Source organism: Paenibacillus sp. J22P169, from assembly GCF_059691995.1.
The window spans coordinates 705,833-726,093 of record NZ_JCAUAO010000002.1 but is presented as its reverse complement, the minus strand read 5'-3'; the positions used below and the strand labels follow the sequence as shown (position 1 = coordinate 726,093).

Annotated in this window: 12 protein-coding genes; 3 read left to right on the top strand and 9 right to left on the bottom strand. The window is 42.4% G+C overall.

The window, feature by feature from the left end:
* Positions 1 to 60: 60 nt before the first annotated feature.
* The 8 genes from AC58QG_RS17295 to AC58QG_RS17260 all read right to left on the bottom strand — a co-directional run bounded on the left by AC58QG_RS17295 (position 61) and on the right by AC58QG_RS17260 (position 14,396).
* The gene (locus AC58QG_RS17295) at positions 61 to 2,799 is read right to left on the bottom strand and encodes an alpha-mannosidase (protein WP_497363354.1); all 2,739 of its coding nucleotides are present in this window, start codon (positions 2,797 to 2,799) and stop codon (positions 61 to 63) included.
* Positions 2,800 to 2,888: 89 nt separating this feature from the next.
* Positions 2,889 to 4,439 (bottom strand): ABC transporter substrate-binding protein, encoded by a 1,551-nt coding sequence (locus AC58QG_RS17290; protein WP_497363353.1) that lies wholly within the window; start codon positions 4,437 to 4,439, stop codon positions 2,889 to 2,891.
* A gap of 82 nt (positions 4,440 to 4,521) precedes the next feature.
* Positions 4,522 to 5,406 (bottom strand): carbohydrate ABC transporter permease, encoded by an 885-nt coding sequence (locus AC58QG_RS17285; RefSeq protein ID WP_497363352.1) that lies wholly within the window; start codon positions 5,404 to 5,406, stop codon positions 4,522 to 4,524.
* Positions 5,407 to 5,426: 20 nt separating this feature from the next.
* On the bottom strand, positions 5,427 to 6,305 hold the full coding sequence (locus AC58QG_RS17280; protein WP_497363351.1) for an ABC transporter permease: 879 nt from the start codon (positions 6,303 to 6,305) through the stop codon (positions 5,427 to 5,429).
* A gap of 283 nt (positions 6,306 to 6,588) precedes the next feature.
* Positions 6,589 to 8,787, bottom strand: a complete 2,199-nt coding sequence (locus tag AC58QG_RS17275) for a helix-turn-helix domain-containing protein (protein WP_497363350.1) — start codon at positions 8,785 to 8,787, stop codon at positions 6,589 to 6,591.
* Positions 8,788 to 9,265: 478 nt separating this feature from the next.
* A complete protein-coding gene (locus AC58QG_RS17270) occupies positions 9,266 to 11,197 on the bottom strand; it encodes a DUF8034 domain-containing protein (RefSeq protein ID WP_497363349.1) in 1,932 nt (643 codons plus the stop codon).
* A 25-nt stretch (positions 11,198 to 11,222) separates the two neighbouring features.
* Positions 11,223 to 12,122 carry an aldo/keto reductase gene (locus AC58QG_RS17265; RefSeq protein WP_497363348.1) on the bottom strand — a complete coding sequence of 300 codons (900 nt, stop codon included), beginning with the start codon at positions 12,120 to 12,122 and terminating at the stop codon, positions 11,223 to 11,225.
* 18 nt (positions 12,123 to 12,140) lie between these two features.
* On the bottom strand, positions 12,141 to 14,396 hold the full coding sequence (locus AC58QG_RS17260; protein WP_497363347.1) for an AraC family transcriptional regulator: 2,256 nt from the start codon (positions 14,394 to 14,396) through the stop codon (positions 12,141 to 12,143).
* Positions 14,397 to 14,614: 218 nt separating this feature from the next.
* Here AC58QG_RS17260 and AC58QG_RS17255 point away from each other — a divergent pair, with 218 nt between their 5' ends.
* The 3 genes from AC58QG_RS17255 (at position 14,615) to AC58QG_RS17245 (ending at position 18,048) form a co-directional block, all read left to right on the top strand.
* Positions 14,615 to 15,535, top strand: coding sequence for an ABC transporter permease (locus tag AC58QG_RS17255; RefSeq protein ID WP_497363346.1), 921 nt, complete (start codon positions 14,615 to 14,617; stop codon positions 15,533 to 15,535).
* An 11-nt stretch (positions 15,536 to 15,546) separates the two neighbouring features.
* Positions 15,547 to 16,428: a carbohydrate ABC transporter permease gene (locus AC58QG_RS17250; RefSeq protein WP_497363345.1), complete on the top strand. Its 882-nt coding sequence runs from the start codon at positions 15,547 to 15,549 to the stop codon at positions 16,426 to 16,428.
* 66 nt (positions 16,429 to 16,494) lie between these two features.
* Entirely contained in the window at positions 16,495 to 18,048 is a 1,554-nt protein-coding gene (locus tag AC58QG_RS17245; RefSeq protein WP_497363344.1) for an ABC transporter substrate-binding protein, read from the top strand.
* A gap of 71 nt (positions 18,049 to 18,119) precedes the next feature.
* Here the strand turns inward: AC58QG_RS17245 and AC58QG_RS17240 are convergent, their stop codons facing one another.
* The gene (locus AC58QG_RS17240; protein WP_497363343.1) at positions 18,120 to 20,147 is read right to left on the bottom strand and encodes a beta-galactosidase; all 2,028 of its coding nucleotides are present in this window, start codon (positions 20,145 to 20,147) and stop codon (positions 18,120 to 18,122) included.
* Between the last annotated feature and the right edge of the window lie 114 nt (positions 20,148 to 20,261).

The following is a 20,261-nucleotide window of genomic DNA, read 5'->3' as shown; positions in this document are numbered from 1 at the left end:
CCCTTCCTACCGACATCTCGCCGTACATGCGCATCCTGCAACGAGACTACCCGTCTTTATTTAAAATGAAATCTGGATGCTAATAATTTGCTTCGCCTTCGCTGCAATAACTATGACATCCTCAGTGAAAGGCGCCTGAGTTTGCAATTCTTCATCCAAATTAACGTAATGAGCGGCAACTACTTTTCGATCGAATTTGATGGATCCCTCCACATATTCGTCCGAGATGTTGAAGAGACGGATCACATAGCTATCGTTCCGATCCTCGGAAGCCTTAATAGCACTTACGAGAAGCTCAGCTGGACTTACTTGTAGAAATGAATGGCTAAGTGATAAATCAGATTCGCGCCGCTGCAACGATTCATACACAACTTTCCCTAGTTTTCTATCGACAGAACGAATTCCCGCCACGAATTGCTGATGTTCAAGCCAAATGCGGCTTGTATGTGACTCGTTTACGGTATATGGACTAATCGCGTAATGAAATTCAAGCTCGGTGAGTAGCTGACCACCATCCCCGCCATCTGAGAGCACTTCTTTGCCTGTGCTGCGAAATAACGTCAGAGCAACCGTTCTCGGTCCATCATTGCGTACTGCTGCTTCATATAACCCTTTGCTGTAGATAGCTAAACCACATTTGCCATCATCGATAGTAAGAATACCTTGATGTGGAACCACGTCTCGCGCCTTTTCCATATAGCCCGTATAGTCCGGTGGTTGAATGTTTCTCTTCACATAATCAAACGGTGTACTCGTGTGAAAATGCTCGGTTTGCAGCCCCGAAGGAAACAACAGCCGTAGTCGGTGATCACGCGCACGATTGTTAACCACAGTTCGGCATCGTAGAATCGGATCATTCTTCCGTAATTCCAAAAAGGTCGTGACCTCAATGACGACTACATCTTCACTTCTTCTCGTTTCCTGAGGATGAATGGCATGGGGGATGCTTATCGAAGTGCGAATTCGAATGCGTGTCTGCAGCGGTCCATCATAGACAACCGATATCTGTGCGCTCGAACCGTAGGATGTATAGACTTCGTTCGTTACTGGGCTCACATGATTCCAGCCCTCACCAATATCTGCCTCATCCTCAATGAGCAGCAAACCAGAATAACACCGTCCTGTCTGAACATCCGTTACATCAATGGTGCCGTTCGGACGGACTGCCACTTGCAATCGCCCATTTCCCCACGAATTGGAGGTCATCCCCATGGATCCAAGTAAACGTACAGGAGCCGTTAAAGTTGGCGCATGGTAGTCACCAGGACCAGGGTTGGTTAACTGCGTCTTTCGAGTGACGTAGACTGCATATCCATAAGAAGGAACGTAGGCTTGGAAGGCAATACGGCACCGATCCACTTGCTCCGCATAAGGAATATCCCGATACGGCCTCCACATGCGCGTACTATTTTTGCGCAACTCCAGCAGCTGATAGGGGATCTCATTTCCTTCATGGTTATATAGACGGAATGAAGTGCCGCCCAAGTGAAACATCGTCGCAACTGCGTCTGACATGGCGGGCATGGCGAACTCGACTTCAATGACGCCATCGATTGGGCTTTGAGAAGCGTTAAATACCGTCAATATTTGATCTCCGTCGATATCAGATAACCCGTGATGATTGGATATAAAAAGAAGCTGCTCTCTAACCATTCCTTCGGCGATCAGTCTGCTCTGATCAAAGCGATACATCATATCGCGATGGACTTGATCGATCGAACAACCGCATATGGAATCATGCGGATGATTCTGAATCAAGTACTCCCAAGCTTTCGCTAGAAAACTTTTGGGATACGATCGCCCTTGCAGTGATGTGAATACGCCCCACGGCTCGGCCCATTTCTCAAGGAGCACTTCACAAGCCTGATTATTCATTTTCAAATGAATCCGCGAAGAAAGCACATTAGCAAGCACCCAATTATTGACGCCGTTATACCCAGGTGATCTTTGCTCGCCTTTATAAATTCGGAGTTCACCAATTTCCTTACGTAAAGCACTCACATATTCTTCTAAGGAGCAATGTTCAAACTTGGCATCCAAATTAGCATCATTCAGTGTTTCCAGTATCCATGGGAGCTGGGGTTCAATCTCGATATGATCAACCCCGTCAAACCCAGCTATGATAGAGGTTGTAGCTCGTTTGGATTTGTAGTCCAACATCCCTTTTGCCCGCGCAATCAACTCCTCGCGATCATACTGAAATTCCCGATCCGCAAACGGCCACCGGATAAAAAAGTAAAAGTCCCCGTAAGACCGATCCTCATCAAGTTTAAGCCCCAAGACTCGGCTGCCATCCGCACCTTCCCACCACATTTCCGACGCGTCTGCATCGCCATAAAATCCACGGAATAATACAGCGTTATTAATCCCGAAGCCTTGCAAGATTTGTGGAAACTGACTATTGTGACCAAAAATATCGGTGATATACCCAGATTTCATCGGCCGGGCGCCGAAAGAACGTGATCGGCGGTGTCCAATTAACAGATTTCGTATCAACGACTCTCCACTGACAAGAAATTCATCCGGCATGACATACCAAGGACCTATGCTAATTCGACCGTCCTGAATAAGCTTGAGAAGCCTCTCTCGATTCTCTGGTCTTATGTCTACATAATCGTCCAAGACAATCGTCTGACCATCCATCATAAAATGGCGATATGCCGCATCCGCCTCCATCTTCTCAATGAGCTCGTCGATCAAATACACGAGCCTTGTACGATAGCCCTGAAAATCCTGATACCATTCGCGATCCCAATGGGTGTGAGAAATCACATAGACCTTTTCTATTTTTTGAGGCATATCACTCGATCTCCTTTACAAGAATAAAGACGGACAATCCATCGACATCAGTATCTCGGATTGTCCGCTGATTCTTTGTCGTGCCAAGCCTATTTTTTACTAGCCATAAACGCATCCAGCTGTTTCTGAACTTCAGCTATCGCTTTATCAATGCCGGCCTGTTTCATTTTTTCTTTGAATTGCGGTAACACTTTATCTACATCAGCTGTACCGCTTTTTAAGACCGTTCCATATTCAGCATTTACGCTATCAAGGGAAGCTACCTCTGTTTTAATCGGGCTCGTATCGAAGAGGAAGCCCATCGCAGGGAATCTCAACGTTACGTCCTTATCATAGTCTTTATAAGCTTCAAAGAACCCCTTCACATCCGTGCCTTTGGACTTCATATATTTAGGGTTTTGCCAGATCCACTCAAACGGCAAGTAAGGAGGTTTAGCAGGATCAACACCAGCAGGGAAGTTCACAGCACCGTCTTTGATGACATAATGTTTGCCCTCAACACCCAAAGTTAAGAGGTCATAGTTCTGCTGATTCTTTTGGAACCAGTTAAGGAATGCCACCGCTCGCTCAATATTTTTGCTTCCTGCAGCAATACTTTGGTAGTTCCAGGTTGTTACCTCTTGGAAAACCTTAGGCGTGATCTGAATTCTAACGAATTCGACTTGTGCACCTGGAATAGCAGATACCGTCCTAGCATTGATATTGTACTCCGGCAGATCTCCAATAACGGAGGCGGCTTTACCTGCGGCAAATGCTGCCCGGAAATCCTTGATGGATAGAACATCCTTCGAAATATACCCCTTGTTGAACAGTTCCCTGTGGAAATCCAGACCTTTTTTGTAAGCAGGCGTTTCCAGCATATTTTCAGCCTTCATGGTGTTCATATCGATGCCAACACCGCTCGGCAATCCGCGAACAAATTCTTCTTTGAAATTTAAATCAAAAGAAGTGTTGCCTTGGCTAAGCGGTATGATTTCAGGATTGTTTTTCTTCACTGCTGCGTAGAAGGCTAACATATCATCCAAAGTTTTGATTTCTGGCAGCGCGTATTTCTCTCTTAAATCTTTTCTGACCGTGAAAGTAGCATAACCGGCAGCCGTACCGATCTGGGCGGCTGGAACACCATAAGTTTTACCCTTCACTTGAACGACAGGCCAGTAGTAATCTGGAATATTTGCTTTTAGATCCTTACCTACCTTAGCGATGGCATCGTCAAGAGCTGCGACGGAATTGGAGCTAATCAGTTGCGCAAGCAGCTCCGGATGTGTCCAGAGAATATCAACATTTTCACCTGTCGAAGTCATCACTTTGACTTTCGTTGCATAATCGCCCCATGGCACGTACGTATAATTGAGCTTAACATTCAGCTCATCTTTGACTGCTTTCTCGATCGCTGCATTGACAGTCGCTTGATCAGGCTGCGGATCTCCAGGAAATACAATGTTTAAGGTAACTGGATCAATTGGCTTTGCTGTTGCGACAGGCGCATCGGTCGCTTTCGCTACCGTGCTGGCGGCAGGTGTAGCTGGTGCAGGAGTAGATTCAGATGAGTTGGAAGAACAGGCTGCAAGTGTGGCCATCGTGGTAATCATCATCGTGGAAACCAATATCTTGGAACCTTTCGTCTTTTGTCCTGACATGGTTTGTAACCTCCCATTTATTATTGTATCGGGGTCAAATTATATATAAACGGTCATTAACCGCATATATCGAATCTCCGAACTAACCTTTTACGCCGCCAACCGTTAAACCCTTGATAAAATACTTTTGCACAAAGGGGTAAACAAAGATGATCGGCCCGATTGTCACAATCGTAATCGCCATTTTGATCGATTCTGCGGGTACAGCTGAAGCTGCATACGTACTGCCCACACCTCCAGATGAGATATACTGCATACTGGATAAGACCATACGCAGCAAGTACTGTACGGGATACAGTTTCTGATCATTAATTAACAGGAGTGGAAGCCACCAATCATTCCAATATTGCAGCGCATAGAACAATCCGACCGTCATAACGCCAGGCAAGGCAAGCGGGAATACGATTTTAAACAAAATGTTGACTTCATTAGCACCGTCTATTCTTGCTGATTCCAACATGGCATCGTCAATCGTCGAGAAAAAGTTCCTCAGCAGAAACATGTTCCATGCGTTCACTGTGTAGGGCAAAATGAGACCCCAAATCGTATCGCCAAGATGCAAATATTTCGTCGTAACGATATACCATGGCACCAGCCCCCCGTTGAACAGAATCGTAAAGAAGACAATGAACGATAAGCTGTTCCGAAATTTCAATTCTTTTCTGGACAGTGAATACGCAAGCAATCCCGTTATAATCATACTGAAAGCGGTACCAATTACAGTTACAAAAATAGTCACCCAATACGCCTTCCCTATCGATGAGTTTCCCGAGAAAATGTAGGCGTATGCCTTTAAGGAAAATACATGAGGAAGAATGCTGTAACCATGCAATTGCAAATATTTCTCATCCGTTATGGAGCCTGAGAACATGATGAAGAAAGGAATGACGCAGAGCAAGGCAAGCAATGATAGAAACGTATAAGCGGAATACGTCACAATTTTATCCTGCACATAGTTATTTTTCATGCCTAATCTCCTAAACGTAGTTAGAATAATGAGCCTTCGCTTCTGTACTTTTTGACTAATGCATTGAATCCTAGAACTAGGATAAATCCTACTACAGACTGATATAGCCCCGCCGCTGATGACATGCCTGCATCGCCAATGGTACGTAACGATCGATAGACGAACGTATCAATGACATCCGTTGTCGCATACAGACTCGCATTATCACCTACGAGTGCATAGATCATCCCGAAATCTCCATAGAAGATCCTCCCAACTGACAACAGCACCATGATCGTTATGGTCGGTGATATAACAGGCAGCGTAATATACCGAATCTGTTGTAATTTCGTAGCGCCATCCAATGCTGCGGATTCAAAATACTCCGTATTCACGCCAGTTATCGCGGCAATGTAGATCACAGTCAGAAATCCTGCATACTTCCATACTGAAAATAAAACGAGAATTCCCGGCCATAAATCCGCGCGCTGACCCCAAGCTACCTCAGGAATATGGAGATATGCAAGAATACTATTGAGCAGACCACCTTCCGAAGCAAACAAGTTGTAGGCAAAAACGCTGACGACGATCCATGAGATGAAATATGGTAAAAAGATAAAGGACTGCGTCACCTTTTTGAACAACTTGGAACTGACTTCATTGAGAAATAGCGCTGTGACTATGGCGATTGCTTGTTGAAAAAAGATAAACAACGAGTTCAAAAATACCGTATTCCATGTAACTCGAAGTACTTTATCACTGCTGAATAGGAATTTAAAATTATCAAACCCTACCCATTTACTGCCCATGATGCCCAAATTTACTTTGTAATCCTTAAATGCAACGATGATGCCGGCCATAGGTAGATAAGCAAACAAGATGAAGTACAACAACCCAGGCAACATAAAAAGATATAACACTTTGTTTTTTGAAATATCGAGTAGAAATTCAATTGCGATGAATTTTCTTTTTCTGATTTAGTTCTCCACCTTTCTCCGGCCTCTTGTTGCTTGGCTGTTTACACCGTTAGTCTATAAGCTTTTGAGCCAATGTTGAAGTTAAAAGAATATACATGGTTTATATTTGCATACTTCTATGCCGATAAATTGCATACCAGGGTTGCAAAATCATACTTGTGTCAATGAAAAGACCACTCCTTGATGACAAAGGACGTGGCCTTGAAAGTTCCAGTACACATAGCTTTCAGATTTTCAGTTTATTTCGATATTCGCTCGGAGACATGCCGGTATGTTTTTTAAATAACGTGACGAAATAGGACGGGTTGTTAAAGCCGACTTTAATGCCCACTTCTTTGATGGCGATTTGATCTTGTTCCAAATAGATCTTTGACTTATTTAATCTCAATTCCGTGATGTATTCTGAGAAGGATTGGTTGAATAATTCCTTGAAGAGCCTCCCAAAATACATCGGATTATAGTCAAAACGATTCGCAACTAACTCCACGGACAGCTCCGTATTGGCGTAGCTGGCTTCAACGAAACCACGAATTCGCTCTAAGAGGTCAGAATTGAGGTGTTTTCTTTTCTCCTTAATTCGTTGCATGTCATGCAGAATATATTGAGCAAACCAAAGCTTCATCTGTTCTAACGTCTCCAATTTCCTCAGCTTGCTAACTGCATTGTTAAAGTTTGTTAGAAGGTCATCTTTTACATCATGGATCGAAAGCTCCGTCGTAATAAACACCGTAAGCAAGAGATGATTGACCGATAGCTTTATCAATTCGAATTGACATTCATTAAAAGCATTGAAAATCTCATTCAGTGCTCCACCAATTAATTCCTCTTTGCCTAACTTAATGGCATCCAAAAGCGTTTTTAACTGCTGCTGCGGATACTCAAACTCATGCTTGAAATTTGCCATGACCGTTTCATACGATAGAATGCTCCCTAATCCGTACACAATTCGATAATCCGCTGCTTCTAACGCTTCTTGATAAGAGGCATGATAATTCACAGAATCATTCACGAATGTCCCCCATGCTGCTGTGACGGAGACGTTCATAGATTGTTTGAACTGTTTTTGCAGCCTTGAAAAGATACCCGCTAGAAGTTGTTTATTGTTGAAAGCGTTGTCATTATTGATCAACAGTACAACATCTTTATTGATTTCAAGGGATTCATAGGCATAGTGTGGGTACATAAACTCGTATACCAAACTCAGTAAGCTTAGTCTCATTTGTTTGTGAATATCTTCCGTAAGCTCTTCAACTTCTAATGTTGTCGCATTAAAAACCTCATCAATTCGAAGGATCAGGATGCTCGTACCCTCAAGCAAATTAATTCTCATTGAAAATTCGAGTTCGCTGGGAGCCTGAGGCTCTTTCACGCCGTAGAGGATCTCTTTTAAATAATCGACCTTCAGATTGTCCTTTGATTTCTCTTTCATTAGCTCTAAAGCTTCAACAAGTCCACGTAATGGCGATGAAAGCTTCCCACTCACAAACAATGCGGCTATCCCACTTAAAGCGAATAAGATCAAACTTATCCAAATTACCGTATTTCTAAGTTTGCTTATACTGGTGACAGCTGCTTGATACGGTACAACATGGAGAAAATGCCAACCCAATTTCTGAGAGAAACTATGTGTTACCAACACTTTCTCACCACTTGAGCTAGTGTCAACGAAACTGTTACTACCCGACTCGGTCAGCATCTTTTGAATTGAGCCTATTGTAGAGTAGTCCTTCAAAAATTCGCCGCCAGTCGGATCCGAAATCACCTTGCCGTCTGAATCAACGATCAGAATGTTACCCTGATCTAGTCTTTCATCTGGGTTAATGCCATTACGAACCGCTTCCTCTTTCACATTTACGATTAGCGCGTTGAGAATGGCATGGGTAGTTTTATCTCGATTGTAATAAAAAATGGAATACACATTTTCTTCTTGATTCTTGCTAGCAATCAGTTTTAATTTTCGGGGTACAAGCCGGATTTTCGTATTGGGGTCAGAATTATTCAACAATGCGATCGCTTCGTTATCGATATTCGGGTAGTCGCTTGTCAAGAATGAGGCATTATTCCCATTGTAGATACCAATCGAATAAATACTTTCATTAATGAAAATGATGTCGTTCAGCTTTTTCAAGGAATTATTTTCTACAATGGGATCACTCTCTGCCGTATTCATTTGCTGGATGATCGGATATTCGAAGGAGAGCTGTGCGGAAACTTGCATGGCTTGGTTCATCAAATACTCGGTAGAATTCTGGCCTTGCATCAGTGTCCGTTCTGAGAGCTCATTGATTTGGCGAATAGCACTGTTAGAAAAGATATGAAACAACCAAATTGAAATACCTGCTATTGCAAGCGTTAACAGGAGAAGATATGCAAAGAAAAACTTGGCAAACATGGACTTGACAGGAAACCTAGTTTGAATGAACATGACACCCCGCCTTAGATCTTTAAAAATTTTCTCTCTCATCTTCATAAAATATTCCGTCCATCTCTCATTTACCATTCTTTCACACAAAAATCGTAGTAAAAATGAATAAGCCGTTAACTCTTGCTCCAGCAAAGTTGACGGCTTTTCTTAGATGATCATATGATTTAGATGCTTGTCACAATGTTCACTGCTTCTTCCTTGAAGGCGTCTTCTAACTCCTGATTAGGAAATTGATCCGTAATACTGCGTTCTACAGCCTTAATGCTTATACCCAGTTAAATGCCATTTTCTCCAAGCAATCGCAACATCAAAGCACTTGCCCTGCTTGCTAAACATCTGGTTAAGTCTCGGTTGTACTGACATTTTACGGATAACCCCGCTCCCACTAATGTTATTTTATAGCAGTAAATGTTCGTTTACAACATTTATTTCAATCGCGAAAAAACGGACAACACGTGTATCTGTTGTCCGTTTTTTCTTATTCTTCTCGCCCTACGATACCTGATGGGTTACTAGGATTCGGCCATGGCAAATCATAAGTTGGGCTATTTACGTAGCGATCCATCGAGATGCGTAATGTAATTCCTGTTCCAGCTGGCAGTGAAACAAACAACCACTTCCCATTCACCTCCACCGTTCCTGTCACTTCATCATCTTCATTCATAATCTCCGCAATCACAAATCGATGTTCGCCAAAAACACCAGCCTGAATAATGAGCTCCCTGTCATCAAAAGGGTTCGTATTAACCAACTGTACGGTCACTGAATCCTGCGCAAGCTTCTCCACCAGGGCAGATATGCCAGTTGGCAATCCCGGTCTCTTCTCTCCAGCATCAAAATATCGAACGCGCCCATGCTGCAACCCCCCATGAGAGATGTGCATAGGTCCGCCTAGCGTTAGCTGTACAAGGCCTTCAAAATATAACGGACACATTTCCTGCCAGATGTGTATGGCGGAGTATATGCCTTCGTTGAAATGCTCTGTCCAACTGTAGGGGTCACCTTCTGGTGAACGCATTTTGGCTAGTTGATTACCAATCATCGTGTAATTCGCTTCTAATACTCTCTCGGGATAACTTGGCAAAAGACCGCGAATATATTGATACCACGGCTGCGTATTGCCGATATAGTGCTTCGTCCCTCTACCCGTTTTGGGGTCTTTGCCGGAGAAACCCGGAACAATAACCTCATTCCAATCATGATCTTTCGGGATGCGTTCAATTCGCTCCAAATCCTCATCCGCCATGGACATGGACCACAGGTAGACCGGATACTGAGGCGTTGCCTCACGATAATCGGACCAACCGCTGTCAAAATACTTGTAAGGTACAACCCATTTGCCATCCTGTTCTATGCGGAGCTCCCAGTTTTGGTCCAGTTGTTCCCTGGCCAACTGTAGCCCATTGAAGTCACCCGTGAGCAAGACCCTATTCATGCAAGCGTTCGTAATTGGTTCAATAATCGTCATAAACCCATGAGGCCATCTCCAACCATAGTAGCCTCCCCACCATTTCCCCTCATTGTATTCCCCGATATCTCCATTCAGCCCAACATTGTCCGGAATAATCCCGCCATTCAACCGAGCTCGGTCTTCCCAGGCATTCACATAGTCAATCACCCAGCTCTTCAAGCTCTCGTCCCCGGTATGCAGAAATGCATGGGTAATTAACCCAGTCGCATTCAAATTTAGCGGCACATCACCGCGATTCATTCGCTCATTCATCATCGTAATCAGATGTTGATAGACCTCATCATCGCTCCATTGGCATTTGAGACTTTGGAAGTCCACGCCTGGAATATCTTCATAGGGAGCTAAGTAATCATCCAAGATACCGCGGTGCGTACTCCAATCCTCTTTAGACACTTCGAACCGAGGGCCTTTGCTGCCATTCAATGGAGATCGAATCAGTTTCAATTGTTTATCATAGTTTAGAGCTTCCGGATCATCTCCTGTATACATCGCCGCAAAATTCTTCGCACGTTGGCGATCCTTGAGTGTTGATGGCCCTGCCAAACCTAAGAAATAGAGATACAAGTACCCCTCACCATGATGCATCCAGTCATAATAAGCATCAAATTCTCGGTGGATTTGCCCGTACTCGGTCCACTGCCAAGTAATACCATCCCATATTTTACGGGATATTTCATGCAGCTCACTGCTTCCTCCAAGTACATACAAGAGTGCCAAATTCATAAAGCCTTCATAAGGGTCATCGGATCCGTCCATTCCTGGCCAATGCTCAAACCAAATGAGCGTACCGTCCGGATGCGTATATCTTGCCACGAATTCCTTAGCTGCACGATTCAAAGTTTCAAAAAGAAGCTGCTCCTGCATCGCCCACTGCGGCGGAGTCACACGTCCAGATGCACGGACAAATGGCATTGATTTATCATGATGAGATGCTGTCATTTCACGCTTCCCCTTTCGTACTCACTTATTCAAACAACGGCTGCCCTTGAAATAAGTCAAATATCTGTTGCTGCGCTTCGGCCTCTAACCCTTTTCCATCACAGAAAGACAGATTTGTACGAAGTGTGCTCCGCGAAGATATCCCCGTTAATGTTACATGAATATCCGGATTGCTTAAGCTAAATCTCATCGCAGGCTCGATAAGTCCAAACGGCGCCGTCTTTCGCAAGAACGCTAACTTCGCAATCCGATCAAGGGATTTTAAACGAACATCCTCTTCTAGGAAATGTGCCGGAGCATCCGCAAGCATGCCAAGCCCAAGGACACTTCCGTTGATAACGCCCATATTTTTCCTTTTCGCCAGCGGAATAACTTCATCTTTAGCCGTATGATCGATAAGCATGTACCGCGCGTAAAATTGAATCAAATCAAACCGATCCGTCAGCATATAGCTCATAAGTAAAGGTAAGTTCCTTGTCGACACACCCAGATAACGGATCTTACCGTCCTGCCTTAACTTCTCCAATGCGGGGATTGTCTCATTCGTAATTAGATCATAGGACTGCGTTTCCACATCGTGAATTTGTAAAATATCAATGTAATCCATTTGCAGCCTCTGTAAGCTATCTTCCACAGAACGGAGTGTCGTGTCATAATCATAGCTCATGTCAAACCGCGTCGCTTTGGACGCAACAATAACTTGATCTCGACGTCCTTTAAGCGCTTTACCGATACGACGCTCGGATTCCCCGCTTCCATATTTAGGAGCTGTATCAATAAAATTGATCCCTGAATCAAGCGCTTCATGAATGAGAGCTTGCACTTCAGCTTCATCCGTTTCACCAAAATCACCGGCAAGTGGAGCGCCGCCCAAACCTAATGCAGACACCCTTAGCCCTGTACTCCCGAAATTGGTATACTCCATCTTCCTCGCCTCTTCCTCTCAACTTATTTGACTTTTGGCATTACTTCTATACTGATTAGGTGTCACGCCATAAGCTTTCTTAAATAGTGTGAAAAAATGACTGCGACTTGTGAACCCTGACTTTTCCATAATGTCATTGATGGTCTCTTCGGTTGAAGCAATCTGATCACTTGCATAAGCAAGTCGTACGTTATTCATATAATCGGTAACAGAGATGAGTCGGTGTTTTTTATACAATTTCCCTAGATAGGAGGGTGATAAATTCACTTTTTCCGCGATGGTATCCAAGGATAAAGCTAGATTTGCAAAATCCTTTTGTATAATTTGATTCACGTCTTCAAGCAACTTGATGTATTTATTATCTTTCTTGGATTCCAACTCCATGGACAGATTCTCAAACAAATGATAAAAATCAGCTTGAATGTCTTCTAACGTTTCCATCTTTTGAAGATTAGCCAGATAGGTGTTGAAATTGAAATTAACTTTAATCGATTGATTCGCTTCTACCACTTCAATCGCGTAACGAATGGACAACAGCATACGAATGAGTACTGAATTAAGAATTGTAAAACTATACTTAGAAGCACTTCCAATCATGTTAGATAAGGCATGTTTAGCCTCCATGAACTGCCCTTGAATTAACGTATCTGTCAGTTCTTTCTCAAGCTCCTGCGGATATTTGAAGTCTTCTGTCACATACTTTATCTTCTCATGAAAGATGATACACTGGTGACCCAAGATCAATCTGTAATAAGATAGGTCAAGTGTTTTTAAATATTGAAAGTTGAGCGGATATAAAGTCTCAAATACTTCACCAAAGGTAATTGAAGTCCCAATATGTAAAAACTGTTGTGTGTTCTGTTGAATCTCTTTCGCAATGGAGACGAGCAATTCGTTCTCTGAAGGGTATAAAGCATCTGATCTGTATTGGATCAGTACTAGAATTTGATCTTCCTCGATCTCGATACATTCATGTTTATAAGCCTTTGAAACTAGTTCCGAAATAATATTAACCATCCCGAATTTCAGTAAGTTTCGATCACCTAGATTATACTTCGCACATAATTCAGCAAAGCGATCAATTTTCACTAATAGAATCAAATAGGAATCTGAAGGTTCGAGATCTACTTTATAGGTATGAAATCGGGAATGCAGGGTATCCCCAGAGATGATATCGCCAGAGAGTACCATTTTCCGTAAAAAGTTTTGTTTTCTATAGTAGAATTCATTTCGCTTCTCTGACTCCAAAACCTTAAAGTTTTGAATAACCAAAAGGATCGGAGCGTACAGCCTTCTGGAAAAATAAAAGGATAATAAGATGCTTCCAATAATGAAACAAAGAACAAGGAGATATGTTTTTTTCCTCATTTTCTGTACATCTTGAACAATGTCTTGGTACGGTGTAATGCTAATTAATTTCCAATCAAAAGCATCTGTGGCTGCGTATGTAATAAATGAATCTACTCCCTCGACATCCATGTGCAAGGTTCCACTTGGCTCCCTCGAGCTATTAATGATTTTAATATAGTCATCTCCATTAAGGTCACTAAGCAATGGATGTTTATGATCTTTGGACATCAGCTGCCCATCCCGATTAACGATAAAAATACGATTTTCATTTTTATGATCCGAAGAGTTAATACTTTTACTAACCGCTTCTTCCGAAATATTAAGAATGATGGCTTCACTTACTTTTCCGCTGGAGACTTGAGAGTCAAAGAAGAGATACGAATACACATAAATTTCTTTCTCGTCAGAGGCTATCCCATATAGGACGTTAGGAATTCGCCTCAGCACCATGCTATGCGATTTATGATGCTCAATGTCATCTAGAATAGGAAATATCCCTTTATCCATAAAGGTGGAACGATCATAAATAAAACCAGTGCTTGGAATCGCATGCATTCTTTTGCCATTATAAATATAAATGGATTTAAGAAAGGGATATATATTTTTATACGCTTCCAATTTGAGCTGATATTTAGCAAAACCTTCAGAAGGAACATCCGAATATAGGAGATCTTTAATGGTATCATCGAAAAAAGCTGTGGTTGAGACGGACTTGGCCGATTGAGCGATAACGCTTACATTTCTACTCGTATTTTGGAGGTCTGTTTTTTGTTGATTATAGACCATATCCAGAGCGAAATTCTCGAAGTTCCGGCTTAAGAAGGAAGATTGTACAAAAAGCAGCACCAATGTGCTTAATAAGAAGGGTAAAAGAATCGTTAGGAAAAGCTGAAACGGATTTTTTAGAATAAATGTCTTGAGCATTTCAACAACTCCTCTACCCAAAGAGTAACACAAATCAAATTAAAACGAATCCATCCAAAACGTATGACGGAATAAATTGCCCATTTTTAGAACAAAAACATGAATTGAGAACTACTCATTTGCTCCAAATCGTACTCATAAATCATATAAGAAATTGTACTTTTTCATGTCAATGTTATGATTAGGGTATCGAATCTGGTCAAAGGAGTTCATCCTACATGAGCAAAAAAATTGTACCTTCTCGCCATTTTAAAAAGAATTTCCATCTCACTTTGTTAGCGCTTCCAGCAATCCTTATCATCTTCGTCTTTTCCTATCTTCCCATGGGTGGCATCTTTATTGCTTTTAAGAACATCAATTATATAGATGGCATCTTCCACAGTCCTTGGGTCGGGTTTGACAATTTTAAATTCTTCTTTACATCTAATGATGCATGGCTTGTTGTGCGAAATACACTGGCTTACAATATCGTGTTTATTGCCGTTGGTACTTTCCTTTCTGTTGTGTTCGCTATTCTCTTAAATGAAGTCATAAGCCGAACGTTATTAAAAACGTATCAAACTATCTTTTTCTTCCCTTACTTCTTCTCTTGGATCATTGTAGCTTACATGACCTATTCATTTATTGGGCCCTACGGTGTTATTACATCTTGGATGGAGAAAACAGGACTTGGCAGCTTTGATTTTTACACCCATACATGGGTTTGGCCTTTCCTTTTAACACTCATTAATATCTGGAAAGGCATTGGCTATGTCAGTATCATTTTTTACGCTGGTATTTTAGGGATATCACAAGAGTATTTTGAAGCTGCAGCCATTGATGGCGCATCCAAATACCAAATGATTCGTAACATCACAATTCCTTTGCTTATGCCCTTAATCACGATCATGACGTTGCTTTCCATTGGGAAAATATTTTACTCTGATTTCGGATTATTCTTCTTCATACCTCGAGAGATTGGTCAGTTATTTCCCGTTACGCAAGTTATTGATACGTATGTATACCGCATGCTCAAGGTTTCCGGTGATATCGGAATGTCTTCCGCTGTAGGTCTGTTCCAATCCACAATGGGATTCGTCATCGTCTTATTAAGTAATTATGTCGTTAGAAAAGTAAATGACGAAAACAAACTATTCTAGGAGGTGAGCTGTTGTTACTTAAGAAAATTTTACCACAAATCCTGATCAACCTGTTATTCGTACTATTTGGTCTCTGCTGTATTATCCCTCTGATTTCCATTATCTCAGTTTCACTAAGCAGTGAAGTTGACATCATCAAGAATGGCTATCGCTTGATCCCCAAAATCTTTGATATAACAGCTTATCAATATATTCTCTATCAACCAAAACAACTGTTGAATGCTTTTAAAATCTCCTTATTTGTCAGCTTCTTCGGTACATTTATTTCGATAATGGTGATGGCAGGTATCTCCTACGTGTTGTCACGAGAAGATTACAAGTTCAAAAATTCACTAAGCTTTTATGTATTTTTCACGATGCTGTTCAATGGCGGTTTAGTTCCTACTTATATTTTAATGTCGAACTATCTGCATTTAAAAAATACGGTCTGGGTATTAATTCTTCCTTACTTAGCCATTCCCTGGTTCATCTTAATTTTACGTTCGTTCATGCAAAAGATCCCCCATAGCCTTATCGAATCCTGCATGATCGACGGCGCTAGTGAGCTGCGTATTTTCATTCGGATTATACTCCCGCTTTCCAAACCAGGTCTTGCCACAGTAGCGCTATTCATGCTGCTACACTATTGGAATGACTGGTGGCTAAGCTTACTATATATCGAGAAAGAAAGTTTAGTTCCCTTACAATTCATGCTATATAGAATGATGAACAACATTCAATTCCTTACAAATTCAACCAATCAAATTCCTCCGGGGGTCAAGAACACAGTTCTCCCCTCCGAATCAGCCCGTATGGCTATGGCTATCTTAGCTGCTGGTCCTATGCTTGTTGTATTTCCGTTTTTCCAAAAGTACTTTGTAAAGGGCCTCACGGTAGGCGCAGTCAAAGGGTAGCTTAAACATGGATCCAAGTCCATTTTAAGATATAACGAAGCTTTACGAAAAGGGAGGATTTAAGACATGTTAAAAGGATTCAGATTAGGAAAAGCAGGCATGACCGTTAGCTCGATCCTTCTCATATCCAGCATGCTGGTAACTGCATGTGGAAGCAGCCCCACACCATCTGCAAGCCCATCGGTGACACCAGCCGGGACTACTGCTGCAACTGCAACTACACCCGCTGCCCTTCCCGAGGTTAAACTAACATGGTATTTCCCAGGCAATTTTCCGCAAGCTGAACAGGACCAAGTTTTTGCTGAAGTGAATAAAGTTTTGAAATCAAAGATCAATGCTACGGTCGATTTTAAACCAATAGGTTTTGGTGAGTATGATCAGAAAATGCAAGTCGTTATTGCTTCAGGTGAGCCCTATGATCTAGCATTTACAGCAAACTGGATTAACAATTATACGCAAAACGTAGCCAAAGGGGCATTTCTACCTCTTGATGACTTACTCGCAAAATATGCCCCGAAATCATTCGCTTCAGTACCGAAGACATTCTGGGATGCAACAAAAGTAAAAGGAAAAATTTACGGATTTGTAAATGAACAAATTTCTGCCAGAACACCATCTGTCATGATCCCGAAAGCACTCGCCGATAAATATAAGCTTGATCTCAATGCCATCAGCGGAAAAATTAATGCTGACTCTTTAAACCTATTAGAGCCATTCATTCAAAGTGTCATTAAAGACAATCCACAGAAATCATTTATTTCAGGTATGGTGCAATTCACGGATGCTTTCACCTTTGAAACCATCGCAGGTATCAACGTCCCTGGTGCTGTAGAATATTCAGATGCCAATCTTAAAGTCGTCAATCAGTTCGAAACCGCTCAAGTGAAAAAGTTCGCAGCTACGATGAGAGATTGGAATGCAAAAGGTTATTTGAACTCCAAAGAGCGGATTTCCAAGAAAACGGATGATTGGACGGATGGCAAAGCGGGTAAATGGGTATTAAACATCGGAGGAGCCTTCAAGCCTGGTGGTGAAAACCTTAGCAGCTCTTTAGGTGGAGAACCTTATGTTGAAGTGCCTGCCGGAACCGCACATCTAACAACAGGCGGAATCATCGCTACTATGCATGCTATCAACAGAAATTCTAAGAACCCAGAAAGAGCCATGATGCTGCTTGAGCTTTTGAACACAGATAAGGATCTCTACAATCTCTTGAACTTCGGTGTAAAAGATAAGCACTTCAAAATCGATGCGGATGGCTTCATGATTCCAGGAGATGGCCAAAAGGGTTATAACCCGAATGTACCCTGGATGTTCGCTTCCAATTATCTAGCAAATGTTGAAAAAGGGATGCCTAAAACAGTCTGGGAAGATACGAAAAAAGTAAATGCTTCAGCCGTCCCTTCCAAGTTGTTAGGATTCTCCTTTGATGCTGAACCCGTTAAAGCTGAAATCGGAAAAACTAGCGCAGTGTTTGACGAGTATGCGAGAGCGATTGATTTAGGTGTAACAACAGAAGAGAAGTACAACGAATTTGTAGCGAAACTTAAAACTGCTGGATCCGATAAGATCATTGCTGAAATGCAAAAGCAAATTGATGCTTGGAAAGCTACGAAGTAACCGTTCAGCGCAAATAGAGCATCTTGGGTCACTTACCACCAAGATGCTCTATTTGAATTTACTGACTATACTTACTTCTCAATAATAAGAACTTGCTTAGGAGCTAATGTAACTTCCTGAGCTATCAATCCCCCTGAAATTAAATCCGTTCCTTTCAGGTCGCCTAACGAGACAGAAGTAGCTTGATCATTATGATTCAAAATAAACACGAATGAATCATCATTACTGCTAGTTCTAATTGAAACCTCAACCCCAGGTACAGGTGAAATTGGCGCTGTAATGCCTTTATCTTGGCACAAATTACCTAGCAAGCCTTGTAAAAATGCTGGCTCTGGACTCGAAGCTACATACCAAGCTTGGCCCGCTCCGTATTGATTAACCGTCAACGCTGGCATGCCTTGATAAAAATCCTTGCCATACACAGCTTTCACTTCTGCGCCTTCCGCATGGATTAAATCACATAGAATGCCGCATTGGTAGCTGCCTTCAAGCCCTCCCCATTGCTCCGTCAACTGGATTTGGTTGCTCTGATCTGGGAACAGCGCATCGATTTCTTCGGCCCAAATCCCGAGAACATTCCGCAATTCACCTGGATAACCGCCAAGAGTTACGCGATCAGACTCATTGACAATACCGCTGAAGAAGGTAGTAAGGAAGGTGCCGCCGGCATGAACGAAATCTTCTACGCGCTTGGCATATCCATCTTTTACCATATATAACACCGGTGCAATGACAATATCATACCCCGAGAGATCCATATGGGTGCCGATGAGATCAACTTGAATGTTTTGTTGGAACAGCGCGTCATAATAATTGTGTACTTCTTTTACATAATCAAGGTCGATTGTCGGGCCGCTTGAGAGTCCAACTGCCCAGCGATTTTCCCAATCGAACACGATGGCGACACGGGCTTTCACTCTTGCATCCAGCACTTTATCTGAAAGTCGCTCCAGCTCATGTCCTAGCTCTGCGCACTCTCGGAATACACGGGTATGTTCATGTCCAACGTGCTCAATGACTGCGCCATGGAATTTCTCACAAGCGCCAGCAGATCGACGAAGTTGGAAAAATAACACCGTGTCCGCGCCATGCGCAATCGCTTGATAGCTCCAGAGCTTCATGACACCTGGTCGTTTCAGCGAGTTATACTTCTGCCAGTTTTGTTGACTTGGTGTTTGCTCCATCAGCATGAATGGCTGACCGTCTTTTAGCCCACGCATAAGATCATGCGTCATGGAAGTCAGACTGATCGGCGTATCCAACGCCGGATAATTGTCCCATGAAATGACATCCAAGAATGGCGCCCATTTGAAATAGTCTAAAGGCTTGTAAAGCCCCATTAAATTCGTTGTAATTGGGGTATCCGGGCAATGACGTCTAATCGCGTTATACTCCAATTTGTAGCAGTCTAGTAAGCTATCGGACATAAATCTGCGATAATCTAGGGAAGTCGATTGAAAGAAAGAACGATCGCCAGGCTCTTCCTCCGAAAGTGCATTAGGTGGAACAATTTCATCCCAATCGTAAAATGTATGACCCCAGAACCCTGTATACCATGCTTTGTTTAACTCATCCAATGTGGTATAACGTGCTTGCAGCCATGTGCGAAATGCGTCGGCGCAGTTGTCACAGTAGCAATACCCGCCATATTCATTGGATACGTGCCAAATGAGCACAGCCTCATGATCCTTGTAACGTTCAGCTAATTTCTCTGCGATTCGCTCCGAATAAGTACGATAAGTTGGACTATTGGGACAAGAATTATGTCTCTTGCCAAATTTATGTTTGCGTCCTTCGAAGTCCACGCGACACACATCTGGATATTTCCTTGCCATCCAAGCAGGGTGAGCCCCTGTACTCGTGGCTAAACATATATAAACCCCACCGGCATGGAGACGATCAATGGTCTCATCCAGCCAAGTAAAATCGTACGTATCTTCATTCGGTTGTGAAAGCGCCCACGAAAAAACATTGATTGTCGCCACATCAATACCGGCAAGTTTGAACATCCGCAAATCCTCATTCATAACCTCTTTATCCCATTGCTCAGGGTTATAATCCCCGCCGTACCAGATCTTTGGCAGCTTCGTATGTATCACGCTTCGCACCTCTTCAATTAGATTTCATATAAGAATAAATACATTATATTGGATTTATATTCATGTTAAAATATAATATATTTGCATCCCTATATAAGAAAATGGAACAGGATG